Below are 25,426 nucleotides of genomic sequence, written 5' to 3' on the forward strand. Positions count from 1 at the left end.
CCCGCACCTTCGGATTCGTGAAGAGAATCGCCGCCGCCACCGTGCTGGCCGGAGCCCTCGCCGCGATCCCCGCCACCGTCGCCCCCCAGATGGCTCTCGCCGACGTCCCCGGCCACAGCAGCCGCGACGACTCCCACCCGGGCAGGGGCAGCTACGGCGACACCCACGACCTCCCCAGCGATCCCGGCAACCGCAGCGAGCCGGTGCACGCGATCCCTGCCCAGCGCAGCTTCACCTACGACAACGACCAGGGCGGCTACCTCGACATCTGCGCCTACAAGCCGTACTACTACGCCTGCCGGTGACCCCGGTGCCGCGCAATCACCACTCGCCGGGCAGGCGCGACGTAGGCCGCCGACTCCGGGAACTACCGGCGGCGGTAGCACGTTCGGCGTCCACTCCACCGGCGCCGTAGTAAGACGCATACGGGTAGGAGCGGTCGACGCGCCGAGGTCGACGCGGCGCGAAAACGGCCACGAGCGCATCCATCACGAGCACCGGCCATGGCATGTGCGAATGTACCGGCCGAATCGGCCCGCAGCACCGGAGCACGGTCGGGGCGGAAGCGATGACCCCGGTCAGCGCGAACGAAGTCGCCGTAGCAACCGGGAGACCGGAGGCGGTACCCCTGGACGCGACGGGGGCCACGGGATACCGCACTCCCGGGCGAACCGCAGGGCGTCGGCCACGGTTTCATCCTTCGGGCGGTCCCGCGCCCATTCGACGAATCGCTCGGTGAAATCCGGACCGGTGGCGTACACCAGTTCGGGATGCCGGGCCGCGACCTCCCGGGCCCGCTTGTGCCGCAATGCGTGTGCCGCCGCGCCCACGGCGGCCGGATCGAAACCCGCCGGGACCGCTTCCCCCGCCACCAGGGCACGCACCAGAGCCGCCTGCCGATCCGCCAATCCGGGCGCCTGCGCGTCGGTCATCGCAACCCCGCCCGGGCGGCCGCGGTGACCGGTGCGCGGGCGGCGGCGTCGGCGATCGCGTCCAACTCGTCGAGCAGTTCGTGCGCAGGCGGATAGTTTCCGTCCCGCTCGAGCATGAGCGGAACCGGGTGGTCGTGTACGAACTCGGCGACCAGCGCGAGCACCTCCGCGGGTACCGGATGCCGATGGGTGTCGTGATAGCGACCGCCGGATTCGTGGCCGCCGGCGATATGGCAGTAGGCGATCCGCTCGGTGGGCAGGCGCCGCAATTCGGTACGTGGATCGTGGCCCCGGTTGCGCGCGTTCGCGTACACATTGGCGATATCCAACAGCAGATACACCCCGGTGCGTTCGACCAGCTCGGTCAGGAAATCCGCTTCGCTGAATTCGTCGTCGGGCCAGTCGAACAGCGCCGCGATGTTCTCCACCGCGAGCGGCACGTCCAAACCGGCCCGGGTCCGGGCGATATTGGCCGACAATACGTCGAGCGCTTCCCGGCTGCGCGGCACCGGCAGCAGATGACCCGCCTCCAGCCCACCCGCCCGCACGAAGGCGATGTGCTCGCTCACCAGCGGCGCCGAGACCGTCCGCGCGCAGGCGGCCAGATGTTCGACGCGCCGCCCGTCCACCGGCTCGGCACCGCCCAGCGACAGCGAGATTCCGTGCGGTACGACGGCGGTGCCCCGGTCGCGCAGCGCCGCCAGTTCCACCGGCACCTCGACCCCACCGCGTGGGCCCGGACGTAGCGATTCCGCGATGACCTCACAGAAATCGAGCCCGTCCAGCCGGTCGATCACACCGCAGATCTCCGGACGCCAGCCGATCCCGAGCGCGGTTTCCGGTAGCGGGCCGGTCACCGATCAGCCACCACAGCCCCCACCGCAACCGCTACCCCCACCGCAACCGCTACCGCCACCGCAACCACCGCCACCACCCGCGTCGCTCCCACCGGAATCACCCCCGGAGACACCGTCGGCGCTGTAACCGGACACGGCGGTGTTCAGCGCCGGATCGAGCAGCACCAACGCCTGCACTCCGAACAGCGCGACCGCCAACCCGGCGGCCCCGGGTCCGTAGGTCTGATACGAAGGCGAGTTCGCCGGGCGCAGATACCGGTTGCCCTCGGCGGCCTCCGCCAGCGCCGCCCGGCCCGCGGGCGTGATCCGGACCGGCGCCGCCACCCGCCACCCGGCGATACCCAGCGCGACCAGCACGAGCAGGAGCAAGAGCACCGGCTTGCCGTTGAACAGACCGGTGACCAGCCGGGCCACCCCGAACAGGCCGACGACCAGAATGGGCAGGGCGGCCTCGCGCAACTGTTTCGTGTACCGGCTGTCGGCCAGATAGCCGCGATCGGCGAGAGTCTTACGCATCCGGTCCAGTTCGGCCCGCAGCCGAAGGGTCACCAGGGTGATGCCCACCCTCGACTCGCCGAGCCGGTCGCGCACCGCGAGGGTGAACGGATCCAGTGCGACCGTCGAGGTGGAGCCGACCGGACTACCACCGGCGTCGATGAGATCGTGACCGCGCAACAGCGCCACCGACGCCATCACCGCCCGCTGATCGCTGGTCAGCAGTCCGAGTTCGGGTGCGGTCAGCTCACCGGGTGGAGCCGGCGCGGGCGCGTGCACGATCCGGTGCCGCAGCCGCCATCCGATCACCACGGCGACGACCGCGATCGGTATGTAGAGCAGTAGGAACGCGGGCCCGGAGACACCCCAGGTCTCTCCCGCGAACAGCTGCGATTGCGCCGCCGACCATCCAATAGCGCGCATGACCCCACCTCCGGCTCCGCACAATAGTGAAACCAGTATCCGGACCGGATCCCGACAACGCCATGATGTTTCGACATGTGTACGTCGCGCCTACGGCGGTTCGGGCCCCGGGTGATCCCGAGCCTTCCTTCCACCGGTCGGTCCGGGCACGGGACGGGCCCCGACATCGATGCCGACCATGCGGAGTAGCCGAAAGGTGTACACGGACCCACACGGCGACCGAAGTCAGTAGGCCCCCAGCGTCACCAGCGGACACGGCGGCGCAATACCGGGGAGTCCCGGTCCGCGTGCCTAGGGTCGGGACCATGAAAACTGCCCGATTGAGATCGACCGTGCGAAAGTCCGGCTCGCGCTTGGGGCCGGGCAGTTCGGTTCGAGTCCGCCGCCGGCCCACCGGCCTCGGCATACTGACGTTCGCGCTGGTGGCGGGTCTCGCACTCGTTTCCGCACCCGCGCACGCCGAACCCACCGGCCCGGACGTCTCGTCCTGGCAGCACAGCGGCGGGCGACCCATCGACTGGTTCTCCGTCCGTGCGTCGGGCCACCGTTTCGCCATGGTCAAGGCCACCGAGGGCCTGGACTACATCAACCCGTACTTCGTCCAGGACAGCCTGCTGATGCGGCTGGCCGGAATGGCACGCGGTACCTATCACTACGCCCGTCCCGAACTCCCGCCCGAACCCCAGGCAGCGCTCTACTCGACGATCGTCCTCGGCCAGAACGGCCCGCTGGACCTGCCGCCGGTACTGGATATCGAGCATTCCGGCGGCCTGGCACCGGACGCCCTGATCGACTGGACCCACCGTTACCTCAACACCGTGCAGGCCCTCACCGGGCGGGTGCCGATCGTCTACACCTACCCGCGGTTCTGGCAGACCGCGATGGCCGACAGCGACCAGTTCCACCGCTACCCGCTGTGGATCGCCGACTATCGTGACCGCGCCGAACCGGAGGTACCCGGGCGCTGGCCCGCGTGGACTTTCTGGCAGCAGACCGACTCCGGCTCGATCCCGGGTATCCACGGCAACACCGATATCAACGTGTACAGCGGCGCACAGGGCGATTTCGCCCGCTTCGCCCGGATGGGCGGGCTCACCGGCAGCGGATAGCCTTGTGCGCCGCGTACCCTTTACACGCCGATCCGGCCGCCCCCGGACTTCCAGACCGCCACCACGGCCGGGCGCGGCTGGCTCGTTCCGCCGTCCGGCCAATGCGAGGCCGGGTTCTCCACCGAGGCATCGTCGGTTTCGCCCGGATGCTGGACACACACCATGACCCGCTCCTCGGTGATCACCGGACCGCAGGTCTCGGCGCCGATCGGCACCGACAGGAACTGTTTGGTCTCGCCACGCCGGTCGCCGTCGAGCACCACCGCGAACAGACCGTCGTTGGCGTCGAGCGCATTGCCGTCGGTGCTGATCCACAGGTTGCCGTACGGATCGAAGGCGAGGTTGTCGGGACAGGAGATGGGGCTGACCTTGCTCTTGTCGTAGCCGGCGAAGTAGGTGTCGGCGGCGGCCGGGTCGCCGCAGACCAGCAGCAGGGACCAGGTGAACGAGGTGCCCGCGTGATCGTCGGTGAGCTCGAGTACCTGGCCGTTCTTGTTCTCGTTGCGCGGGTTGGCCTCGTCGACCCCGGGTTTGCCGTCGGTACCGCGCTTGCTGTTGTTGGTCAGCGCCACATAGACCTTGCCGGTTTTCGGGTTGGCCTCGAAATCCTCCGGGCGGTCCATCTTGGTGGCGCCCACCTTGTCGCCGGCGAGGCGGGTGAACACCGCGACCTCCTCGGCGGTCATCCCGTCCACCAGCGATTCGCCGCGGCCGTCCTCGGCCGTGCGCAGGATCGGGATCCACTGGCCGGTGCCGGTGAAGCCCTGGTCGGAGGGGACGGTACCCGAGCCGTCGATCCGATCCGGGTGGTCACCGGTGAGTTTCGCGACGTAGAGGGTGCCGGCGTCCAGGATGGTCATATTGTGGCGGCGGCTCGCGGCCCCGGTACCGGGCTCGATCTTGCGCGAGGAGACGAACTTGTACATGTAGTCGAACCGCTCGTCGTCACCGGTGTAGGCGACGACGGTGCCGTCGGCGGTGACGTGGATATTGGCCGCCTCGTGCTTGAACCGGCCGAGCGCGGTGTGCTTGACCGGGGTGGAGGCGGGATCCCACGGATCCACCTCGACCACCCAACCGAAGCGGTGGGATTCGTTGGGTTCGGCGGCGAGATCGAAACGCTTGTCGAACTTCTCCCAGAAGTGCGGGGCGTCGGATTCGCCGATGCCGTAGCGCTTGTGCCGCGCCGCCGCCACCGGATCGGCGGAGCTGCCCACGAAGTAGGCGTTGAAGTTCTCCTCACCGGACAGCACGGTGCCCCACGGGGTCACCCCGCCGGAGCAGTTGTTGATCGTACCGAGGACCTTCGTGCCGGTGGGGTCGGCGGAGGTCTTCAGCAGCGGACTGCCGGCCGCGGGGCCGGTCAGCCGGAACTCGGTGGTCGCGGTGATCCGCCGGTTGTACTCACCGAACGCGGGCTGCAACCGGCCGCTCCCGGGAGCGCCGTGTACCTCGACCACGGACAGACCGTGGGCGGCCATCGCGATCTCGACCTGGTCCCGGGTGATCGCCTCGGGCTTGTATCCGGGGAACATGAACTGTTCGGTCGTGTACTCGTGGTTCACCACGAGCAGATACCTGCCCGGCTGTCCCTCGATCGGCAGTAGACCGGCGAAGTCGTTGTTGTAGCCGAACTGCCTGGCCTGCGCGGCCGGGGTCTGGCCGAAGAAATCGAATTCGGGCGCGTCCTCGAACAGTGGATCACCCCAGCGGATGACAACGCCCTGCTCGTAACCCTCCGGGACGACGAGCGCGTCCTCGGTGTTCGGCGCGACCGGCGCGAACCCGGTCCCCGTGCCGCCGGAGTTCGCGGTCGTACCGACCTCGGGCCCGTCACCGCAGGCGGCGAGCGCACTCGCCGCACCGATCGCGACCACCGCGGCCGCACTGCCCTGCAGCAGGCGCCGCCGGGAGATCCCCGCGACGATATCCCCGAAGTAGGTGTTCGACGAGGTGTTGGGCACCTCGTGGAAGCAGGCGTTCCCGCATTTGTACTGACAGGTGACGCGAGCCCGCGATCCCGCGGGTTCGTGGGCGACAAAGAGCGCTAGAGGTTTCACAGTGGACTCCTGTTCCGGGCTGAACGCACGCACGCTAGCCCACCCAGGCGAGTCTCAGGAGACCGTCGGATTAACGACCGGCCAACACGGAGACCCGGGAAAACCCAGGCCACCGTGTCGACCGTCACCGCTACGCGACGATATTGACCAGGCGGCCGGGGACCACGATCAGTTTGCGCGGGGCCTTGCCGTCGAGCAGGGCGGCGATCTTCTCGTCGGCCAGCGCGGCCGCTTCGATCGCGGCCCGGTCGGCCTCCGGATCGACCTGGATCCGGCTGCGGACCTTCCCGTTGACCTGGATCGGATACTCCACGGTCTCCGCGGTCAGCAGCGCCGGGTCGGCCACCGGGAAGGGCCCGTGGGCCAGCGAATGGGTGTGCCCCAGCCGCTCCCACAGTTCCTCGGTCATATGCGGGGCCAGCGGCGCCAGCATGAGCACCACCGGTTCCACCGCCGAGCGCGGCGCGCCGCCGGGGTAGGCCTTGGTCAGGTGATTGGTCAGTTCGATCAATTTGGCGCCCGCGGTGTTGTCACGCATTGCCGCCAGGTCTTCGTCGACTCCGGCGATGGTCCGGTGCAGCAGCCGCAGCGTCTCGTCGGCCGGGTTGTCCTCGGTGACCCGGGTCGCGCCGGTCTCCTCGTCCACCACCAGCCGCCACACCCGCTGCAGGAACCGGTGCGCGCCGATGACGTCCTTGGTCGCCCACGGCCGGGAGGTGTCCAGCGGCCCCATCGACATCTCGTAGAAGCGGAAGGTGTCGGCACCGTACAGATCACAGATCTCGTCGGGGGCGATCGCGTTCTTCAGCGATTTGCCGATCTTGCCGTACTCCTGGTTCACCTCGACCTCGGTGCCCGTGGCGTCGGTCCAGTAGAACCGGCCGTCGCGTTCGGTCACCTCGGCGGCGGGCACGTAGGCACCGCGCGCGTCGGTATAGGCGAAGGCCTGGATGTAGCCCTGGTTGAACAGCCGGCGATACGGTTCGCTGCTGCTCACCTCACCCAGGTCGAACAGGACCTTCTGCCAGAACCGCGCGTACAGCAGATGCAGCACCGCGTGCTCCACCCCGCCCACGTACAGGTCCACCCCACCCGGATCGTCCGCGCCGTGCTCGGCGGGGCGCGGGCCCAGCCAGTAGGTCTCGTTCTCCTTCGCGCAGAACTGCGCGGAGTTGGTCGGGTCGGCGTAGCGCAGCTGATACCAGGAGCTACCCGCCCAGTTGGGCATCACATTGGTGTCCCGGCGGTAGGTGCGCGGGCCGTCGCCCAGATCCAGTTCGACCTCCACCCAGTCGGTGGCCTTGGCCAGCGGCGGGGACGGTTCGGAATCCGCGTCGTCGGGGTCGAAGGTGACGGGCGCGAAATCGTCGAGTTCGGGCAGCCGCACCGGCAGCATCGATTCCGGCAGCGCGTGCGGTGCGCCGGACTCGTCGTAGACGATCGGGAACGGTTCGCCCCAGTACCGCTGCCGCGCGAACAGCCAGTCGCGCAGTTTGTACTGGACGGTGCCCGCACCGTGGCCGTCGGCTTCCAGCCGGGCGATCACGGTCGCTTTGGCATCGGCGATATTCAGGCCGTCCAGGTAATCGGAGTTGATGGCCGGCCCGTCACCCGCGTAGGCCTCGCCGTCGAAATCCGCGGGCGGTCGCACGGTCCGGATGATCGGCAGACCGAAGGCGGTCGCGAAATCCCAGTCGCGCTGATCCTGGCCGGGCACCGCCATGATCGCGCCGGTGCCGTAGCCGCTCAGCACGTAGTCGGCGATGAAGATCGGGATCTGCGCGCTGTTGACCGGGTTGGTGGCGTAGGCGCCCAGGAAGACGCCGGTCTTGTCCTTGTTCTCCTGCCGCTCCAGATCCGATTTCGCGGCAATGGATTTGCGGTAGGCCGCCACGGCTTCGGCCGGCGTGGCACTACCGGCCGTCCAGCGCGGATCGGTGCCGTCGGGCCAGGCGGCGGCGACCAACCGGTCCACCATCTCGTGCTCGGGAGCCAGCACCATATAAGTCGCGCCGAACAGGGTATCGGGGCGCGTGGTGAAGACCTCCACATCGCCTGCCGCGGTAGCGAACTCGACCTGCGCGCCGCGCGAGCGCCCGATCCAGTTGCGCTGCATGGCCTTGACGTTCTCCGGCCAGTCCACCCGGTCCAGATCGTCGATCAACCGGTCGGAGTAGGCGGTGATCCGCATCATCCACTGCCACAGGCGTTTACGGAACACCGGGAAGTTGCCGCGCTCGCTGCGGCCATCGGCGGTGACCTCTTCGTTGGACAGCACCGTGCCCAGCCCCGGACACCAGTTCACCACCGAATCGGTCTGGTAGACCAGCCGGTAGGAGTCGAGCACGGCATTGCGTTCGGCGGCGGGCATACTCGCCCAGTCCTTACCGTCCGGCGCCGGCCGGGCTCCTGTCGCGAACTGCTGTTCCAGCTCCGCGATCGGACGGGCGCGGCCGATCTCCTGGTCGTACCAGGCGTTGTAGATGCGCAGGAAGATCCACTGCGTCCACTTGTAGTACTCGGGGTCGGTGGTCGCGAACGAACGCCGCCGGTCGTGCCCCAGACCCAGCCGGTCCAGCTGCCGCTGCATGGTGGCGATATTGGATTCGGTGGTGTCGCGCGGATGCGCCCCCGTCTGTACCGCGTACTGCTCGGCGGGCAGACCGAACGCGTCGTACCCCAGCGCGTGCAGCACATTGCGGCCCCGCATCCGGTGGTAGCGGGCGAACACGTCGGTGGCGATGTAGCCCAGCGGATGGCCCACGTGCAGTCCCGCACCCGACGGGTAGGGGAACATGTCCTGGACGAACAGCTTGTCGGCCGGAACCTCGCCGGCCAGCGGACCGACCGGGTTCGGGGCGAAGAAGGTGCCGCGCTCGCTCCACCGCTGCTGCCACCGGCGCTCGATCTCCCCGGCGAGCTCGGCGGTGTACCGATGAGCGGGCGTATCACCGGCGCGGCCCTGGGGTGCGCCGTGGTCTACCGAGCTCTGCCCGGCCGTCTCGGTTGCGCGGGAGTCCTGCACGGTCCTGCCTTCTCTAGCTGCTGGTGGGGAGAATTCCGTCTCGACAGCCTAAGACTTATGCCCTGACAAGCCCAAAAAGGTTGGGTGAGGACCCGGCGCGTCTCTGGGGAGTACGGCCGCCCACATCAGCAGAACCACACGCGGGTCCGCCGGATGACCCGGAACCGCTGTGGACCCGAATATGGGATGCCAGGCGGCACCCGTAAGCGTCGAGTTCTGCGAGACACCTCCAAGGGTTGAGGCCCGTCTCGCACCTTGGCCGAAGGTGCTCAGGCGGCCGCGCTCTATGTGCTGCCCGCCGCACATCGCATGCGCCGAAGGCGCGAGTCTCGAGGCCTGAACGGCGAGACACAAGGGGGCCTCAACCCCGCCCCGCCGCAGGCGGGGCCAATTAACACAGCTAGGCTCGCCTGGTGTTCGTTGTCGCAATTCTCCTGTTCGTCCTGGCCGTGCTGGCCCTGACGACGGGTGTGCTCGGCCTCGTCGGCCGTCTGCCCGGCAACCGCTATATCGGCGTCCACACCGAGGCCGCGCTGCGGGACGAGAACGCGTTCCGGACCGCCAACCGGGTGGCCGCGCCCACCCTGATCATCTCGGCCGCGTTGCTGTCCGCGGGCGGTCTCGTGGTCATGGCCGCCGGCGGCTTCACCGGCGTCCTGGTGGCCGTGGGTGTGCTGGTCATCGCGCTGTTCACCCTGGGCGCGGGGGCGACCGCGGGTGCCCGGGCGGCCGAGGCCGCGGCGCCGCCGCCGGAACCCGCCGGGGGTTGCGGCGGATCCTGTGGCGGCTGCTCGCTCAAGGACTTGTGCGAACCGGCGGCCGGCTCCCGGCCGGTCTGAACCGGTCAACCCAGCCAATCCAGTACCGACGCGGCCGTCCACGACTGCTGCATACTGCCCAGCGGTTCCCCGGTGAACGGTTCGTAGTATTCGGCGAAACTGCCGTCGCTGGCCTGACGCAGGGCTTCGGCCCGCAGCATGAAGGCGCGTTCCGCCCAGCCGCGGTGGGCGAACACCCAGGAGAACAACCAGCTCATCACCGGCCACACCGGGCCGCGCCAGTATTCGCGCGGCCGGAAATCCTTCGAGACCGGTGAGGTGGAGGGTGGTAGCGCGTAACGCAGATCCGGGTGTCCGCAGAAGCGCGGGCCCTCGAACAAGCGCAGCAGGTTGCGTTCGGTGGCCCGCGGCAGGCCGCCGCTGATCAGCGGTGCGAACATGGCCAGTGTCTCGGTGGTGATCCAGCGCTGCAGGCGGGTGTCGTAGTCGCGCGCCGCGCCGGTGCGGGCATCGGTGGTGGCGATCACCCCGGCGCGGAACCGGTCGGCCCACCCGAAGAGTTCGCGGATATCCGATTTGGCCTGGTGATACTCCTCACCGATCTGCCCCAGGACCTCGCAGGCCAGGGCGAAGATCGCGGTCACGAACACGTCCTCGACCGCGAAGTCCATCACCGAGCTGAGGGCGTCGTCGTCGTAGCGGGCGCGGCGCATCTGCTCCACCAGCCACAGATACCGGTCGTATTCGCGATCGGTGGGCCGCTGGGTGGGGTCGGCGACGACGAGGACGTCCTCGCGCCGGTAGGGCGGCAGATCACCGGGCACCACATGCTCATAGGCCCGGTCCCAGCGCGGGGAGTTGTCCATCCCCGATTCCCAGCCGTGGTAGAGCGTGATGCGCCCGCTGCCCAGAGGGTCGCGGGCATGGGCCAGCCAGCGATGCCAGCGCACCAGATCGGCCCAGCGCCGGTTGAGGAATTCTTCGGCCACCGCACGTGTGCTGCGGCCGTGCCGACGCGAATGATCCAGGATCCGCTGTACGGCGATGGCGTGGACCGGCGGCTGGGTGATCCCGGAGGTGTCCGGACCGTCGGGCGCGTTGGCGGCCAGCAGCCGGCATTCCCAGCGGGCCGGGCCGGGGAAGTAGCCGTCCACCCCGTTGGCGAAGACGATATGGGGGATCATGCCGTTCTTCCACTGCGCCGAGAGCAGGGTGTCGAGTTCGATCACCGCGCGTTCCACGCTCAGCGGCGCGAGACCCACCGCCACGAACGCCGCGTCCCAGCTCCACATGTGCGGATACAGCCGGGGCGCGGCGCTGGTCATGGTTCCCAAATCGTTGCCACGCAGCAGATAGGCCGCGCGGGCGGCGAGCTGCGTGGGAGTGAAACCTGGGTGTGCCATCTCTACATCTTGCTGGTTCGGTCCGGTCGCGCGCTTGCGCGGTGCGTGTGAACGCAATATCTACCGAGCCACGGTTTCGCTGCGGTGTGCGGCATATTTCGAACGCGCTACACGGACTCGCCGAACCCTCGTGCCGAACCCCGCGCCCGCGGTGCGTTGTGGCACGCTGTCCGGCGGACCGCCCGGCGCGCACGGGACCGGTGGCGCGGCGGGGCGACGATACGAGGAGTGGCGATATGCAGCAGGAAGCCGACCGCGCGCCCGGCGAGAAGCCCACCGCGCTGATCACCGGCGCCGGCCGCGGACTGGGCGCGGCGGTCGCCCGGGAGCTGGCGCCGGACCACCGGCTGCTGCTGGGCGCGCGCACCCCGGCCGGGCTGGAATCGATCCTGGCCGAGCTGCCCGGGGCCACCGGGTGGCCGGTGGAACTCACCGACTACGCGGCGGTGGCGGCCGCGGCGGAGCCGATCGACCGGCTGGACGTACTGGTCCACAACGCGGGTATCGCCGATCTGGGCACCATCGCGCAATCCTCGGTGCGGCAGTGGCGCGAAACGCTCGAGGCCAACCTGATCGCTGTCGCGGAACTGACCCGCCTGCTGCTACCGGCGCTGCGGGCGGCGGGCGGCCATGTGGTGCTGGTCAATTCGGGTGCGGGTCTGCGCGCCAACGCCGGCTGGGCCTCGTATGCGGCCAGCAAGTTCGGTCTGCGGGCGTTCGGCGACGCGCTGCGGCTCGAGGAGCCGGCGCTACGGGTGACCTCGATTCATCCGGGACGTATCGACACCGATATGCAGCGCGCGATCGTAGCGGGAGAGGGCCGGGCCTACGAAGCCGATCAATTCCTGCGCCCGGAGACGGTCGCTCGCGCCATCCGGACCGCGATCGACACCCCGCGCGACGCCCACCCCACCGAAATCGTGTTGCGCCCCAGGTGAACGCGGTCGGAGGGCACGTGCCTCATGCTGTGTGATCCGTAGGGTCGCCTGCGGATCCGACTGCGGGGGGCGAGGGACGGGACTGCGTCGATCGCGATCCTCGACGAGCGGGGCGAGGTCGTCCGGCAACTCCGAGACGCCGGTACCGGCGGGCGCGTATCCGCTCCCGCCGGTACCCGGCCGCGAACGCGGTGGTCAGTGCTCGTCGTAGTGGCCGTCGTGGGGGGCGTGCCGATGCCCGTCGTGGATGTAGTCGACGTGATCACCGTGCGGCACGGCGACATGACCGCAGCCCTCACCGTGGACATGGTCGTGCGAGGCGACCTCGGTGTGCCCCTTGGTTTCACACTCGTCGAAATGTCCCTCGTGGGCTCGGTGCAGGTGCCCGTCGTGGACATAGTCGACGTGATCACCGTGCGGGACCGCGACATGACCGCAGTCCGGCCCGTGTACATGCGTATGGTCGGTATGCTGATCGTGTGCCGTTGTCATCGGTGTTCCCTCTTTTCTCGAAGCGGTTGCTCTGCTCGAAACGGTCACCTGGAACTACGCACACAAATACATTACCAAGTGCGCATCAATGCAGGTAGCTGCGTATGCGCCGAGTCTCGGCGATACGGCGGCCGGCGGGAGCACACCCACACATCCTTGCTATAGCAAACCTTTATAGATACCCGAATCATCCGATCTTCAAACCGGTTTGGGGAATTTTTCGTGCGGTTTTTATGTCTTCCGGGTACCAACCGCGTAACGTCGATGTAGTTCGAAACCGCCGGGCGGCAGCGTTTATGCCCGGTGGCGACAGCTGCGCGACAGTTCTGGCTGGTTTATCCACTGGCAACACCGTGATGAAGATCGGACACGAGACCTCATGATGATCCGCAAGATCGTTGCGGCCCTAGTGCCGCTGCTCGCCACCACCACCGTGGGCGCAGCAGTAGTGCACGCAGAACCCGCGACCCCCGAGATCGGTTACCGCGCCGAGCTCATCGGTAACAGGGTGGTCACCACCCTGACCAACGGCACCTTCGAGGTCGCCGGCGAAACCGTCGAAATCCTGGACAACTCCGGCGCCACCGTAATGTCGTTGCCGCTCGCGGTACGCGAAGGCGCCACCGAGTACCCGCTACCGCACGCCGTCCGTGACGAGGGCCGGGTGCTCGAGCTCACGGCGGTCAAGGATGCGGCGGCGGCCCGCCCCGCGGCGCAGCCGGTGGCCTCCCCGCAGGAGAACTACGCGGCGCAGAACAACTTCGCCTCCCAATTCGGCCTCGCCACCGCCCTCGGCGGTTTCATCGGCACCGCGCTCGGCGCGCTGGTCGGATTGACCGGAATCGTTTCCGGACCCGGCGTGGTCGCCAGCGTGATCGCCGGAGCCGCCATCGGTGGCATCATCGGCACCATCGTCGTGGGCGGACCGACACTGATCATCGCCGGCATCGACTTGGTCAACACCCTGGCCGCCGCCCCCGGCACCACGCAGTGGGCGCCGCGTCAGCAGGTTCAGTCGGCGAACTGAGCCCACCCCGACGGATCGGCGAACACGGGTCGGTGACCCGATCCGCTCGGCACACGAAACCTGTCGGGCCCGGTCTGCGATCGCAGACCGGGCCCGTTCGCTGTCCGGGGTCAGGCGATACCGCTGACCGGTTCCGGATTGACCTCGTCGCGCCAGGCGATGGCCTCGCGGACCTGGGTGAGGTCGTAGTCCGGGCCGGTGATGCCGACCGTGAACAGGGTGGCCCCGGCCTTCAGATAGTCCGGCGCCTTCTCCGTGCCCGGCCAGGCCACCGAGCGCTCGATCGTGCCGAATTCGGTACCCACCCGCGCGCAGTGCTCGTCGAGCACCTGGCTCTTGTGGGTGAACACGTCCAGTTCGCCGAAGCTGTGCCAGATATGGGCGTACTCGGCCACCAGGCGCAGCGTCTTCTTCTCCCCGCCGCCGCCGATGAGCACCGGGATCTCGCGCACCGGCTGCGGGTTGAGCTTCGCCAACCGGCCGGTGATACGGGGCAGGTATTCCTTGAGCAGGTTCAGGCGGCTGCCGGCGGTACCGAAGTCGTACCCGTACTCGTCGTAGTCGCGCTCGAACCAGCCCGACCCGATACCGAGGATGAGCCGGCCGCCACTGATGCGGTCCACGGTGCGGGCCATATCGGCGAGCAGATCCGGATTGCGATAGCCGCCGCCGGTGACCAGCGCACCGATCTCCACCCGTTCGGTCTGTTCGGCGAACGCGCCGAGCATGGTCCAGCATTCGTAATGCGCGCCGTCGGGGTCCCCGTACAGCGGAAAGAAATGGTCCCAGTTGAAGACGATGTCCACACCCGCGTCCTCGGCCCGCAATACGGCGTCGCGGATGAGTCCGTAGTCGGGCGCGTGCTGGGGCTGGAGTTGGACTCCGATCCGAACTGGTCGGCTCATCTTGATTGACTCCTCGTCGTCGGGTGATCTCCCGGACCCGAGGCTACCGGGGCCGGGGAGGCCGGGCCGGGCGGGAACAGCGGGTGCGGGCCGGCCATCGACGCGGGTCGATACCGGCGCCTGTTCCGGTCGCGCATGGATTGCGTAACGGATGAATACAGCCCCTTTTCCGGACCGTTCCATCGGTAGCATTTCGAGCGGCGTTCTCGTTGCCAGGACCCGCTACCGGTTGGCGAATCACGCACCGAAGGAGGCTCCGCCATGCCTGTGTGCACGACACGCGACAAGGTGAACATCTATTACAAGGATTGGGGCAGGGGTCGCCCGGTCGTCTTCATCCACGGCTGGCCGTTGAACGCCGACGCCTGGGAAGACCAGATGAAATTCGTCGTCGACAACGGTTATCGCGGTATCGCCCACGACCGGCGCGGTCACGGCCGCTCGGACCAGCCGTGGAACGGTTACGATTTCGACACCTTCGCCGACGATCTGAACGATCTGCTGACGAGTCTGGATGTCCAGGACGCGACGCTGGTGGCACACAGTATGGGTGGCGGTGAGCTCGCTCGCTATATCGGCCGGCACGGTACCGGGCGGGTGCACTCCGCGGTGCTGCTCTCGGCCATCCCGCCGCTGATGGCCAAGACCGAGAACAACCCCGAAGGTGTGCCGGACGAGGTTTTCGACCAGATCAAATCCGGAATCCTCACCGAGCGTTCGCAATTCTGGAAGGACACATCGGAAGGGTTCTTCAGCGCGAATCGCCCGGGCAACAAAGTGACCCAGGGAAATCGCGACGCATTCTGGTTCATGGGTATGCACGAGAGCATCCAGGCCGGCGTGAAATGTGTCGACGCGTTCGCGTACACCGATTTCACCGAAGATCTGAAGAAGTTCGATATTCCCACGCTGATCGTACACGGAGACGACGACCAGGTGGTGCCGATCGATGCCACCGGACGCAAATCGGCGGAGTTGATCCAGGATTCGACGCTGAAGGTGTACGAGGGCGGCTCGCACGGTATCGCGCTCGTCCCGGGGGACAAGGAAAAGTTCAACGCCGATCTGCTGGAGTTCCTCGACCGCTGACGGCACCCGGCATGAACACCTTGTCGCGCCGGCCGACAGGACGCGATCGACTGTGCTGTCCGGACCGACCGATGCCCAGCGGTGGTATCGGCCGTCACGGAGACGGACTAGCCCCGCGGATCCCCGGGTACCGGGAAAACCACAGGGCTCTTCCGCTGTTGCCGGCCGAGTCCGGCAGCGTCGGGTTCACCACCGCAACCGGACCGGGCGACCGGAGGGTCAGCCCCGGACGAGCGACATGAGACTGTCCAGCGATCCGGCCGACGGCAGGGCGAGCGCGCGCTCGGCGACCGTCCCCGCGTGCACCGCGGAGAGGTGACCTTCCACGTTCAAGTCGAACTTTCGCGTGAGTTCGCCATCGGAGAGTGGGTTGGCCGGGCCGCCGCGATTGTGGTCGACACGCGCTTCGTGCCATTGCCCGTCGCGGGTGCGTACCCGCAGCACGGCCGGGAACTGGTGCGGATAGATCTCGTCGCACCGGGCGTCGGCGTGCGCGACCACGAGCGCGGCCAGGGCCAGCGTGCGGGGATCGCGTGCGGCTTCGTCGGTGAAATCGGCATGGCCCACACCCAGCCCGGATCCGCCGAGCAGCGCCCGTGCCACCGTGAACGGACCGGAGAAGGCCGCGTGGTAGCCGGACTCGGGGGCGGCTTTGGCGGCGGGCGGTTCGGCGATGGTGCGCAGCACCGGCGTCGGCACGCCGAGGTCGATCTCCACGATCGCGTCCGGATCGATGCCGCCCGCTCGCAGCGCGCGGGCGGCATCGATACCGGCGTGGGTGAAGTGGTTGCACGGATAGGGCTTGAAGAAGATCCCGGGCAGTTCCCAGTGTTCGCCCAGCCGATCGACGACCTTGGCCGTATCGGCCCGGTCCCCGCAGAAGGCGTGCAGGAATCCGAACCGGCCCTCGATCACGGTGGGTGGTCCGGTGAGCCCGTGCCGGGCGAATTCCGCCGCGGTGACACCCGAATGCGCGGCCCAGCCGCAGTGCGCACGCTTCACCGTGCCGCCGGTCCGATTGGCCTCCAGGAGTCCGGCGCCGAAGCTGGCGGCGATACCCATCGCGTCCGCGATACCTTCGGCGTCGAGGTCGTAGAGCATGGCCGCCGCGGCGGCAGAGCCGACGGCGCCGCAGATGGATGTCGCATGCTGGCCGCGTTCGAAGAATTCGGAATTACCCAGTTCTTCGTCGTAGCCCCCCATGCCCAGTCGCACCGCGATCTCGATGCCAACCCCCGCCGCGTCCAGGACCTCCGCACCCGAGGCGCCGGTGGCCTCACCGACCGCGAGAGCGGCCGGGACCACAGATGCCGACGGATGCAGTACCGACGGCAGATGGGTGTCGTCGGAGTCCATCGAATGCGCGAGAGTGCCGTTCACCAGCGCGGCGGTGGCGGCGGGGAAACGTTCCCCGGTGCCGATACCGGTGGCCGCGGCGGCGCCGGCCCAGCCGCGCGCCACGGCCGTGACGGCCCGGGCCGACGGCTGTCCCTGGGCGGCCAGGGAGTTGCCGAGTACATCGAGGACGCGGCGGGCCACATCCTTGCGGAGTTCGGCGGTGAGCCCGGCGGCGCGGGTATCCGCGGCGAGCGCGGCGAGCCGGCCGACCACGGTACCGGTGAGGTCGTGGCGGGCGGTGGGGGCGGCGGCGGTCACGAGGCCACCACCGCGACCGGGCGCACCGGCGAACCGGTACCGCCGGTGATGCGCAGCGGCGCCATCACGAAGGTGAACTCGGTCAGACCGCGGGCGCTCGCGTCCTCCAGGTTCAGGTGCTCGATGATGTGGATGCCGTTCTCCACCAGCAATACCCGATGCACCGGGAGCACACTGTGCCCCTTACCGGGCGGAATGTGTTCGAAGGCGGTGGTATCGGCGCCCGCGGCCACGATCCCGGCGGCGGCCAGCCACTGCGCCGCGCCCACATCGGCACCCGGCACCCCGTCCTGCTGACCGAGGTAGCGCTGGGCGTCGTCGAAATGCCGGGCCCAGCCGGTGCGGATGAGTACGACATCCCCGCGTCGCGGCGTCACTCCGGCCGCGTCGGCGGCGTCGCGCAGGTCCTGCTCGGTGACGGCCTGGCCGGCTTCGAGAACTTCCACGCCGCGCACCCGCGGCACGTCCAGCAGCAGTCCGCGCCGGAGCATGAAGGGGATCGTTTCCGCGCCGAGCTGAGTGAACCGCCCGCCACGCTGGGCTTCTTCGGCGTCGATATCGCCGTGCAGTTTGCCGCAGTGGCTGACATGGGACAGGGCGTCCACATGGGTGCCGACGTGCCCACCGGTCACGATGATCTCGTTGGACGCCGATCCGCCGTCCGGGCGGACCATATCGCCGTGCCGGCGGATCAGGGTCATCCGGAACCCCGGATGGTTGGGTGAGCAGGGCATACCCGTCGTATACGGATGCCCGAGCTCGACGACGTCGACATCGCTGTTCACCACGGCGTGCAACAGCGCGTCCGGCGCGGTGGACACGGTGTGTTCGGTCATGCTCTCACTCCTCGTTCTGCGGTGGCCTCTGCCCGGTCGAGCACCACGCGGGCGTTCGCGACGACAGCGGGGTCGATGAATCTGCCGTTCTCGTCGAGAACCGCGGATTCCCCCGCCGCCTGGGACGCGGCCGCGCACTCCACGATTCGCCGGGCTCGGCTCTGTTCCTCCGGGGACGGTGTAAAGGCCTGGTTGACGATGCCGATCTGATCGGGATGGATGACCGAACGCCCGAAAAAGCCCTGGGCGCGGCCGGTGCGCGAGGTCTCCGCCAATCCCGCCGAGTCCTCCACCGCGGTCCAGACACTCTGGACCGGCGAGGACAGGCCGGCCGCGCGCGCCGCGGTGACGATCCAGCCGCGCGCCCACGCCAGGCCGTCGGCCTCGGTGCGCAGATCGGCGGCCAGATCCGCTTCGCCCAGCGCGATACCGGTGACCCGCGGATGACATTTCGCGATAGCGGGCGCCGCGAGCAGACCCGCGGCCGATTCGATGATGGCGTGCACCTGGCAGGTGAGGCGGTCGGTCGTGGCCGCCACCGATTCGGGTGTTTCGGCCTTGGGGAGCCGCACTCCGGCGGGCGGGGTCTGCGCGGCGGCCAGTTCGGCGAGCTCGTTGTCCAGCCAGGACGACCCGATGGCGTTGAGCCGCAACCAGATCCGGCGCTCCGGTGCTGCCGTGCGCAGAGCGGCGAGGGCATTGGCCAGCGCGCGCTCCTTCGCGTGGACCGGTACGGCGTCCTCCAGGTCGATCACCACAGCGTCGGCGGCGCTGTCGATCGCCTTGCCGATCCGGTCGTCGCGGTGCCCGGGCACGTAGAGCCAGCTGCGCGGGGTCATTTCGCCTCCGCCGCAAGTGGTTTCGACGCCCGGTGGCCCAGCGCGCGCGAAACCCGCTGCGCCGCCTCGACCAGTGCGCCCTCGTAGCGATCGCACGCTTCCTCGGTCATCCGGTAGCTCGGGCCGCAGACCGAGACCGACCCGATCACCGACCCGCCGGCCCCGAAGACCGGGGCGGCGATCGACCCCGCGCCCTCCTGGCGCTCCCCGGTCGACCGGCACACTCCCCGTTCCCGCGCCTCCCGCAGCGCCGCGCGCAGCGACGCGGGGTCGACGATCGTGGTGGCGGTCAGCCGGGGCAGCGGTCGCGACAGCAGATCGTCCTGTTCCGCCTCGGAGAGGTGGGCCAGAATGATGCGCCCCGACGAGCCGCTGTGCAGGTCGAACCGGCGACCCAGCTCGACGGTCATCTTGATTTCCTGAGTACTCTCGACCTGATCGAGGTAGACGCGACCTCCCGGTAACCGGCCGGTGACGGTCGCCGTCTCGCCCGTGGCGCGCTGCAGGTCCACCAGGGCCTCGCGGGCCATCCGCCGCAGCGGGGATACGTCCAGTGCGCGGGCGCCGAGCGTCGCCGCCGCGGGTCCGAGCAGGTACCGGCGGGTCGTGGGCTCGTAGAGCAGCAGACCGCATTCGACGAAGGTCGTCAGGATGCGGTGGGCGACCGCCTTCGACATACCGGTCGAGCGGGCGATCTCCGAGACGCCGAGCGCGCTCGACCGGCGGCCGAACTCGAGCAGCACATCGGCGGCTCGGGCGGCAGACGTGGTGCCTCCACTGGAGGACTCCATCGTGGCTCCGTTTCTGCGGGGTTTTCGTTGTTCCGACGGCGACGCTACCGGCGCGACCGACGTACATCTGAACAAAGTTGTACCGCTTAGCGAAACGATTGTCCAGGCGGCTCGACCGGCTCATGCATGAGTTTCGTCCGCGTTAATCGTTTCTACAGGCACTTGTGTCCAGATTGTCGAACGTGCATAGTGCAGGGGACCACATTCTTGCGTTCCGCTAAGCGGAACAGACTAGGAGGAAGCGTGGACGGTCCGGATTTCGATCTCGTCGTCGCCGGTGCGGGCGGCGGGCTCATCGCTGCGCTGCGCGCCGCCGAACTCGGCGCGAATGTGCTCGTGGTCGACGCCGACGAGCACTTCCAGCGCGGGAACAACACCTCGATGTGCACCGCGATGATCCCGGCCGCCGGTACCCGCTGGCAGCAGGCCGCGGGCGTCGCGGACAGCCCGGACCGGTTTCTCGCCGATATCGACCGCAAAACCGGCGGTACGGCCGACCACCGCCTGGCCCGGGCCCTCGCCGAGTCGAGCGCGCGGCTGGTCACCTGGCTGGCCGACGCCCAGGAACTCGACCTCGAACTGGTCACCGACTTCCGCTATCCCGGCCACAGCGCCGACCGCTGCCACACCATCCCCGGCCGCCACGGCTCCAAGCTGCTGCGCCACCTGGTCGAGCGTGCCCGCGCCCATCCGCGGATCGAGTTGATCGCGCCGATGAGCCTGCGCGAGGTGCTCACCACCGACGGCCGGGTCACCGGCGTCGAGATCGCCACCCCGGACGGGAACGCCGAACAGCTGACCGCCCCCGCCGTGCTGCTCGCGACCAACGGCTTCGGCGCCGACAGCGAGCTGGTGCGCCGCTGGATCCCGGAGATCGCCGACGCCCACTATCACGGCGGACAGTTCAGCCGGGGCGACGCGCTGCGGATCGGGCAGGGCCTGGGCGCCGACACCGGTTTCCTCGACGCGTACCAGGGGCACGCGGCGCTCTCCGCGCGCAGCCAGACCCTCATCGGCTGGGCCACCGTCGTCCACGGCGGCGTCATCATGAACAGCGAGGGCCGCCGGTTCGCACCCGAGACCACGGGTTATTCGGAATTCGCGGCCATCCTCGCGGCCCAGCCCGGCGGTGCCGGATGGATCGTCATCGACGAGCACATCGAAGCGCTGTGCTCGGTGTTCGACGATTTCCGCGCGGTCGCCGAGAGCGGTTCGCTGATCCGCGCCGCGACTGCCACCGAACTGGCCGAACGGATCGGCGTACCGGCCGCCGCGCTGGACGACGAACTCGGGGCCGCCCACCGTGCCGCGGCGGGTACGGAACCGGACCGGCAGGGTCGCACCGACGACCGCCACCCCCTCACCGCGCCCTATGTCGCCATCGCCGTGACCCCCGCCCTGTTCCATACCCAGGGCGGTCTGGTCGTGGACGAACACGCGCGGGTACTGGCCGGCGGTGTGCCGGTGCCCGGCCTCTACGCCTCGGGCGGCGCGGCCATCGGCATCTCGGGTCACGGCGCCGGGGGCTACCTCGCCGGAAACGGCCTCATCACCGCGCTCGGCCTGGCGTTCCTCGCCGCCGAGCACGTGAGCAGCCCGGTCGCCGCCTGACCCCAGATTTCATCTATCGGATATTCGCCAGGAGAAGAAATGACCTCGTACCTGATCAAGAACGGCACCGTGGTGCGCACCGACAACTCGGCCCCCGAGGAGGGCGAGGCCGCGGACATCCTGATCGTCGACGGCAAGATCGCCGCCATCGGCGCGAACCTGGAATCCGCCGATGCCGAGGTCGTCGACGCGTCCGGCAAGCTGATCTTCCCCGGCGTGGTGGACGCCCACCAGCACTGGGGCATCTACAACCCCCTGGCCGAGGACACGCAGACCGAATCCCGTGCGAGCGCCCAGGGCGGTGTCACCACCGCGCTGACCTATATGCGGACCGGGCAGTACTACCTGAACAAGGGCGGCGCCTACGCCGACTTCTTCCCGGAGGTGCTGGACGCCTCGGCCGGTCGCAGCTACATCGACTACGCGTTCCACCTGGCGCCCATGTCCAAGGAACATATCGGCGAGATCCCCTCGCTGGCCGCCGATCAGGGCGTGACCTCGTTCAAGATCTTCATGTTCTACGGCAGCCACGGCCTGCACGGGCGGTCCGCCTCGCAGAGCGATTTCCTGATGATCCCCTCCGACGAGCGCTACGACATCGCGCATTTCGAGTTCGTGATGCGCGGCGTGCAGAAGGCGCGGGAGCAGTTCCCCGAACTCGCCGAGCACATCTCGCTGTCGCTGCACTGTGAGACCGCCGAGATCATGAGCGCCTACACCAAGATCGTCGAGCAGGAGGGCGAGCTCAGCGGTCTCGCCGCCTACAGCGCCTCGCGCCCGCAGCATTCCGAGGGCCTGGCCGTGACCATCGCGTCCTTCCTGGCCGACGAGACCGGACTGCCGAATATCAACCTGCTGCATCTGAGCTCGGCCAAGGCGCTGAAGGCCGCCATGAAGATGGCCGAGGCGTTCCCGCACGTGAACTTCCGCCGCGAGGTCACCATCGGTCATCTACTCACCGATATCGACAACGCGAACGGCTTGGGCGCCAAGGTGAATCCGCCGATCCGCCCGCGCGAGGACGTCGAAGCGCTGTGGGAGCACCTGCTCGCCGGCAATATCGACTGGGTCGTCTCCGACCACGCCTGCTGCAAGGACGAGGTGAAGTTCGGCGAGGACCGCGAGGATGTGTTCGCCGCCAAGTCCGGTTTCGGCGGCACCGAGTACCTGCTGCCCGGGCTGCTCACCGAGGGCCGCAAGCGGGGTCTGTCGCTGCGCCGGATCGCCCAGCTCACCGCCTCGAACCCGGCCGACCGCTACGGCCTGCCCGGCAAGGGCCGGCTCGCCGAGGGCGTCGACGCCGATATCGCGATCGTCGACCCGAACCGCGCCTGGACCGTGCGCGCCGCGGATTCGGAATCCACCCAGGAGTACACGCCGTTCGAGGGATTCGAGCTGACCGCGGCGGTCACCGACACCTTCGTGCGCGGTAACCGGGTGCTGGCCGACGGCGTGGTCACCGGCGAGCCCGCGGGCCGCTACATCTCGCGCCCGTACTGAGGAGCCCGGTGTTGAACGACGAGTCGCAGCCGACCGGTCCGCTGCGCGGGATCAAGGTGCTGGATGCCTCCACCATCCTGGCCGGACCACTGACCGCCCAGATCCTGGGTGATTTCGGCGCCGAGGTCATCAAGATCGAGCACCCGCAGAAACCGGACGGGATGCGCGGCCACGGCCTCGACAAGGACGGGATCCCCCTGTGGTGGAAGATGGTCGCCCGCAACAAGCAGACGGTCACGCTGAACCTGAGCACTCCCGACGGTCAGCAGATCTTCCGCGACCTGGCCGCCGAAGCGGATGTGGTGATCGAGAACTTCCGGCCGGGCACCTTCGAACGCTGGGGCCTGTCCTACGCGGAACTCTCCTCCCGTAACCCAGGCCTGATCATGCTGCGCGTCACCGGTTTCGGACAGCACGGCCCCTACGCGAAACGTCCGGCGTTCGGCACGCTGGTCGAATCCATGAGCGGGTTCGCCCATCTCACCGGTCAGCCCGACGGGCCGCCCACCCTGCCGGCCTTCGGGCTCGCCGATTCCATCGCCGGTGTCGCCGGTTCCTCGGCGATCTCGATGGCGCTGTTCGAACGCGAACGCAACGGCGGCACCGGCCAGGAGGTCGACCTCGACCTGCTCACCCCGATCATGACCGCGGTCGGGCCCGGGGTGATCTACGCCGATCAACTCGGGATCGACCAGGAGCGGACCGGTAACCGGTCGCAGAACAACGCGCCCCGGAACCTGTACCGCACCAAGGACGACCACTGGGTCGCGATCTCCACCAGCGCCCAGGCCATCGCCGAACGGGTGATGCGGCTGGTGGGGCATCCCGAGGTGATCGACGAGGAATGGTTCGCGACCGGGCGCACCCGCGCCCAGCACGCCGACCTGCTCGACACATACGTCGGCGGCTGGATCGCCGAACGAACCCGTGACGAGGTCACGAGTGTTTTCGAAGAAGCCGGCGCGGCTGTCGCGCCGGTCTACCGTCCGAGCGACCTGCTCACCGATCCGCAGGTCGTCGCCACCGACATGGTCACCACCGTGGAGGACAGCGAGCTCGGCCCCATGCGCATGCAGAACGTGATGTGGCGCATGACTCGATCGCCCGGGGCGATCCGGCACACCGGACGACCCGCCGGTGCCGACACCGACAAGGTCCTCACCCATCTCGGGCGCAGTCCCGAGGACATCGACGACCTGCGGGCACGCGGGGTCATCTGACCCGCGGCAGCTTTATCCGAGGAGTTCGCAATGAAATCGCGTTGGTGGACAATCGCCATCATCTTGGGCCTGGTGGTGGTGAACTATGTCGATCGCAGCGCCATCTCGTTCGCAGCAAGCCATCTGCGGGACGAGTTCGGTATCACGACCGGCCAGTACGGCGTCATCAGTTCCGCATTCTCGATCGGCTATATGCTTTTCGCCCTGCTGTCGGGGCCGCTGGTCGACCGCTACGGTTCGCGCCGCGTCCTCATCGTGGGGATGTTCATCTGGGCCGCGGCCACCGCACTGACCCCGTTCGCGGGCGGGTTCATCGGTTTGATCCTGCTGCGGATCCTGCTCGGAGCCGGTGAAGCGCCCTGCTTCCCGGCGGCGACGCGGATCGCCAGCCGGTGGTTGCCGGCGCACGAACGCGGGAAGGCGCTCGCCCTCATCGGCGGCGTCGCGGTGTCGGGCAGCCTGCTGATCGGCGGACCGATCCTCACCCAGCTGATCGCGCTGGTCAGCTGGAAGGGCATGTTCTTCGTGCTCGCGGTCGCCGGCCTGGTCTGGGTGGTCGTGGCCTATCCGTTCCTGAAGAACTCCCCGAGCGAAGCGTCCTTCGTCTCGAAGGAGGAGCTGGCCTACATCAAAGCGGGCCAGACCGACGGTGAGGACAGCGGGCACGAGGAGAAGGTCGACTGGGGCGAGATCCTGCGCAACCGCAACCTGTGGCTCGTCGGACTCGGCTACTTCGCCTGGGGATTCATGTTCTGGGCCTTCATGTACTGGCTCCCCCAGTACCTGGAACACGAATTCGGGCTCTCCATCAAGGAGGTCGGCGGCTTCTCGGTGGCACCGTGGGCGGCCGGTGTGGTCGGCGCGCTCGCCGGCGGCATCCTGGTGGACCGCGTGTACAAACGCACCGAGAGCATCCGGTCGCGATTCCTCATCATCGGCGTGGCGCTCCTGCTCGCCGGTGCCTCGATCGCCCCGATCCTGTTCTTCCCCGGCAACCTCACCGTCGCCCTGATCTGCATCTCCGCGGGTGTCGGCTTCGGTTTCATCACCGGTGGCATCTGGTGGGTGGCCTCGATCGACGCCGCCCCGACCCAGCCCGGTACCGCGGCCGGTTTCGCCGACGCCTGCTTCGCCCTCTCCGGGATCGTGGCTCCGTCGGTGATGGGTTTCATCGTCTCCGAAACCGGGACCTACGACGGCGGCTTCATCGTCATGACGGTCCTGTGCCTCATCGGTTCGGCGGCGATGCTGTTCTTCACCAAGGAACCGGAGCGGCCGGCGAGCACGCAGGTGCGGCCCGGCGAGCCGGAAGGTGAGCTCACCACCACGAGCTGAGGTCCCGTCGGAGTCGTCCGGCGGCGCCCCAACGCACCGCGTAACCCGATGAGGGGTTACGCGGTGTGGTTCGTGTGGTGACGCACAGGGACCGGCCGCCGACA

Annotated in this window: 22 protein-coding genes; 10 read left to right on the forward strand and 12 right to left on the reverse strand. The window is 68.6% G+C overall.

Annotation, left to right across the window (positions count from 1 at the left end):
• On the forward strand, positions 1–305 hold a 305-nt coding region (locus NS4_RS26860), incomplete at its 5' end, for a hypothetical protein (RefSeq protein WP_218020418.1).
• 273 nt (positions 306–578) lie between these two features.
• Here the strand turns inward: NS4_RS26860 and NS4_RS26865 are convergent.
• The 3 genes from NS4_RS26865 to NS4_RS26875 are packed head-to-tail and all read right to left on the reverse strand — an operon-like array spanning position 579 to position 2,707.
• The gene (locus NS4_RS26865) at positions 579–932 is read right to left on the reverse strand and encodes an SCO6045 C-terminal-like domain-containing protein (RefSeq protein WP_084487764.1); all 354 of its coding nucleotides are present in this window, start codon (positions 930–932) and stop codon (positions 579–581) included.
• Entirely contained in the window at positions 929–1,789 is an 861-nt protein-coding gene (locus NS4_RS26870; RefSeq protein WP_063062285.1) for an MbnB/TglH/ChrH family RiPP precursor modification enzyme, read from the reverse strand. The genes NS4_RS26865 and NS4_RS26870 overlap by 4 nt, the downstream gene beginning before the upstream one ends.
• A gap of 3 nt (positions 1,790–1,792) precedes the next feature.
• On the reverse strand, positions 1,793–2,707 hold the full coding sequence (locus NS4_RS26875; RefSeq protein ID WP_063062286.1) for a TIGR04222 domain-containing membrane protein: 915 nt from the start codon (positions 2,705–2,707) through the stop codon (positions 1,793–1,795).
• 422 nt (positions 2,708–3,129) lie between these two features.
• Here NS4_RS26875 and NS4_RS26880 point away from each other — a divergent pair, with 422 nt between their 5' ends.
• On the forward strand, positions 3,130–3,816 hold the full coding sequence (locus NS4_RS26880) for a glycoside hydrolase family 25 protein (protein WP_245665761.1): 687 nt from the start codon (positions 3,130–3,132) through the stop codon (positions 3,814–3,816).
• A gap of 20 nt (positions 3,817–3,836) precedes the next feature.
• On the opposite strand, the gene NS4_RS26885 is transcribed toward NS4_RS26880, so the two are convergent.
• Together NS4_RS26885 and leuS are read right to left on the reverse strand one after the other, a co-directional pair.
• Positions 3,837–5,876: a PhoX family protein gene (locus tag NS4_RS26885; RefSeq protein ID WP_084487773.1), complete on the reverse strand. Its 2,040-nt coding sequence runs from the start codon at positions 5,874–5,876 to the stop codon at positions 3,837–3,839.
• 130 nt (positions 5,877–6,006) lie between these two features.
• A complete protein-coding gene (leuS, locus tag NS4_RS26890; protein ID WP_063062288.1) occupies positions 6,007–8,901 on the reverse strand; it encodes a leucine--tRNA ligase in 2,895 nt (964 codons plus the stop codon).
• A gap of 413 nt (positions 8,902–9,314) precedes the next feature.
• Between leuS and NS4_RS26895 the strand changes: the two genes are divergently transcribed.
• The gene (locus tag NS4_RS26895; RefSeq protein WP_063062289.1) at positions 9,315–9,740 is read left to right on the forward strand and encodes an SdpI family protein; all 426 of its coding nucleotides are present in this window, start codon (positions 9,315–9,317) and stop codon (positions 9,738–9,740) included.
• 5 nt (positions 9,741–9,745) lie between these two features.
• Here NS4_RS26895 and ggh read toward each other — a convergent pair whose 3' ends face one another.
• Positions 9,746–11,083 (reverse strand): glucosylglycerate hydrolase, encoded by a 1,338-nt coding sequence (gene ggh / locus NS4_RS26900; RefSeq protein WP_063062290.1) that lies wholly within the window; start codon positions 11,081–11,083, stop codon positions 9,746–9,748.
• A gap of 236 nt (positions 11,084–11,319) precedes the next feature.
• Between ggh and NS4_RS26905 the strand changes: the two genes are divergently transcribed.
• Entirely contained in the window at positions 11,320–12,021 is a 702-nt protein-coding gene (locus tag NS4_RS26905; RefSeq protein ID WP_063062291.1) for an SDR family oxidoreductase, read from the forward strand.
• Positions 12,022–12,216: 195 nt separating this feature from the next.
• Here NS4_RS26905 and NS4_RS26910 read toward each other — a convergent pair whose 3' ends face one another.
• Entirely contained in the window at positions 12,217–12,513 is a 297-nt protein-coding gene (locus NS4_RS26910; protein ID WP_063062292.1) for a hypothetical protein, read from the reverse strand.
• Between the two features lie 379 nt (positions 12,514–12,892).
• Between NS4_RS26910 and NS4_RS26915 the strand changes: the two genes are divergently transcribed.
• Entirely contained in the window at positions 12,893–13,540 is a 648-nt protein-coding gene (locus tag NS4_RS26915; RefSeq protein ID WP_063062293.1) for a DUF8020 domain-containing protein, read from the forward strand.
• Between the two features lie 110 nt (positions 13,541–13,650).
• Here NS4_RS26915 and NS4_RS26920 read toward each other — a convergent pair whose 3' ends face one another.
• Positions 13,651–14,445: an LLM class F420-dependent oxidoreductase gene (locus NS4_RS26920; RefSeq protein WP_063062294.1), complete on the reverse strand. Its 795-nt coding sequence runs from the start codon at positions 14,443–14,445 to the stop codon at positions 13,651–13,653.
• A gap of 261 nt (positions 14,446–14,706) precedes the next feature.
• Between NS4_RS26920 and NS4_RS26925 the strand changes: the two genes are divergently transcribed.
• Positions 14,707–15,534 (forward strand): alpha/beta fold hydrolase, encoded by an 828-nt coding sequence (locus NS4_RS26925; protein ID WP_063062295.1) that lies wholly within the window; start codon positions 14,707–14,709, stop codon positions 15,532–15,534.
• A 219-nt stretch (positions 15,535–15,753) separates the two neighbouring features.
• Here the strand turns inward: NS4_RS26925 and NS4_RS26930 are convergent, their stop codons facing one another.
• From NS4_RS26930 to NS4_RS26945, 4 genes are read right to left on the reverse strand one after another with little or no spacing between them, the layout of a single operon-like run.
• Positions 15,754–17,190, reverse strand: a complete 1,437-nt coding sequence (locus NS4_RS26930; protein ID WP_063062296.1) for an MmgE/PrpD family protein — start codon at positions 17,188–17,190, stop codon at positions 15,754–15,756.
• Complete coding sequence (locus tag NS4_RS26935) at positions 17,187–18,026, reverse strand: cyclase family protein (RefSeq protein WP_084487766.1); 840 nt, start codon at positions 18,024–18,026, stop codon at positions 17,187–17,189. Before NS4_RS26935 ends, NS4_RS26930 begins: the two co-directional genes overlap by 4 nt.
• Entirely contained in the window at positions 18,023–18,865 is an 843-nt protein-coding gene (locus NS4_RS26940; RefSeq protein ID WP_063062297.1) for an HpcH/HpaI aldolase/citrate lyase family protein, read from the reverse strand. The genes NS4_RS26935 and NS4_RS26940 overlap by 4 nt, the downstream gene beginning before the upstream one ends.
• Positions 18,862–19,656, reverse strand: a complete 795-nt coding sequence (locus NS4_RS26945; protein ID WP_063062298.1) for an IclR family transcriptional regulator — start codon at positions 19,654–19,656, stop codon at positions 18,862–18,864. The genes NS4_RS26940 and NS4_RS26945 overlap by 4 nt, the downstream gene beginning before the upstream one ends.
• A gap of 243 nt (positions 19,657–19,899) precedes the next feature.
• Between NS4_RS26945 and NS4_RS26950 the strand changes: the two genes are divergently transcribed.
• Genes NS4_RS26950 through NS4_RS26965 form a run of 4 tightly spaced genes read left to right on the forward strand, consistent with a single transcriptional unit; the run spans position 19,900 to position 25,322 of the window.
• The gene (locus NS4_RS26950) at positions 19,900–21,267 is read left to right on the forward strand and encodes an FAD-dependent oxidoreductase (protein ID WP_063062299.1); all 1,368 of its coding nucleotides are present in this window, start codon (positions 19,900–19,902) and stop codon (positions 21,265–21,267) included.
• A gap of 39 nt (positions 21,268–21,306) precedes the next feature.
• On the forward strand, positions 21,307–22,767 hold the full coding sequence (locus NS4_RS26955) for a dihydroorotase (protein WP_063062300.1): 1,461 nt from the start codon (positions 21,307–21,309) through the stop codon (positions 22,765–22,767).
• A gap of 11 nt (positions 22,768–22,778) precedes the next feature.
• The gene (locus NS4_RS26960) at positions 22,779–23,987 is read left to right on the forward strand and encodes a CaiB/BaiF CoA transferase family protein (RefSeq protein ID WP_063062322.1); all 1,209 of its coding nucleotides are present in this window, start codon (positions 22,779–22,781) and stop codon (positions 23,985–23,987) included.
• Positions 23,988–24,017: 30 nt separating this feature from the next.
• Positions 24,018–25,322, forward strand: coding sequence for an MFS transporter (locus tag NS4_RS26965; protein WP_063062301.1), 1,305 nt, complete (start codon positions 24,018–24,020; stop codon positions 25,320–25,322).
• The last annotated feature ends 104 nt before the right edge of the window (positions 25,323–25,426 follow it).

The organism is Nocardia sienata NBRC 100364 (assembly GCF_001613205.1).
GTDB lineage: Bacteria > Actinomycetota > Actinomycetes > Mycobacteriales > Mycobacteriaceae > Nocardia > Nocardia sienata.

Excerpts from the sequence above, each read along its gene's own strand:
- NS4_RS26925 (WP_063062295.1), top strand. The coding sequence starts at position 14,707 with ATGCCTGTGTGCACGACACGCGACAAGGTGAACATCTATTACAAGGAT.
- NS4_RS26920 (WP_063062294.1), bottom strand. The coding sequence starts at position 14,445 with ATGAGCCGACCAGTTCGGATCGGAGTCCAACTCCAGCCCCAGCACGCG.
- NS4_RS26865 (WP_084487764.1), bottom strand. The coding sequence starts at position 932 with ATGACCGACGCGCAGGCGCCCGGATTGGCGGATCGGCAGGCGGCTCTG.
- NS4_RS26935 (WP_084487766.1), bottom strand. The coding sequence starts at position 18,026 with ATGACCGAACACACCGTGTCCACCGCGCCGGACGCGCTGTTGCACGCC.
- ggh (WP_063062290.1), bottom strand. The coding sequence starts at position 11,083 with ATGGCACACCCAGGTTTCACTCCCACGCAGCTCGCCGCCCGCGCGGCC.
- NS4_RS26945 (WP_063062298.1), bottom strand. The coding sequence starts at position 19,656 with ATGGAGTCCTCCAGTGGAGGCACCACGTCTGCCGCCCGAGCCGCCGAT.
- NS4_RS26940 (WP_063062297.1), bottom strand. The coding sequence starts at position 18,865 with ATGACCCCGCGCAGCTGGCTCTACGTGCCCGGGCACCGCGACGACCGG.
- NS4_RS26955 (WP_063062300.1), top strand. The coding sequence starts at position 21,307 with ATGACCTCGTACCTGATCAAGAACGGCACCGTGGTGCGCACCGACAAC.
- NS4_RS26965 (WP_063062301.1), top strand. The coding sequence starts at position 24,018 with ATGAAATCGCGTTGGTGGACAATCGCCATCATCTTGGGCCTGGTGGTG.
- NS4_RS26910 (WP_063062292.1), bottom strand. The coding sequence starts at position 12,513 with ATGACAACGGCACACGATCAGCATACCGACCATACGCATGTACACGGG.
- NS4_RS26915 (WP_063062293.1), top strand. The coding sequence starts at position 12,893 with ATGATGATCCGCAAGATCGTTGCGGCCCTAGTGCCGCTGCTCGCCACC.
- NS4_RS26875 (WP_063062286.1), bottom strand. The coding sequence starts at position 2,707 with ATGCGCGCTATTGGATGGTCGGCGGCGCAATCGCAGCTGTTCGCGGGA.
- NS4_RS26905 (WP_063062291.1), top strand. The coding sequence starts at position 11,320 with ATGCAGCAGGAAGCCGACCGCGCGCCCGGCGAGAAGCCCACCGCGCTG.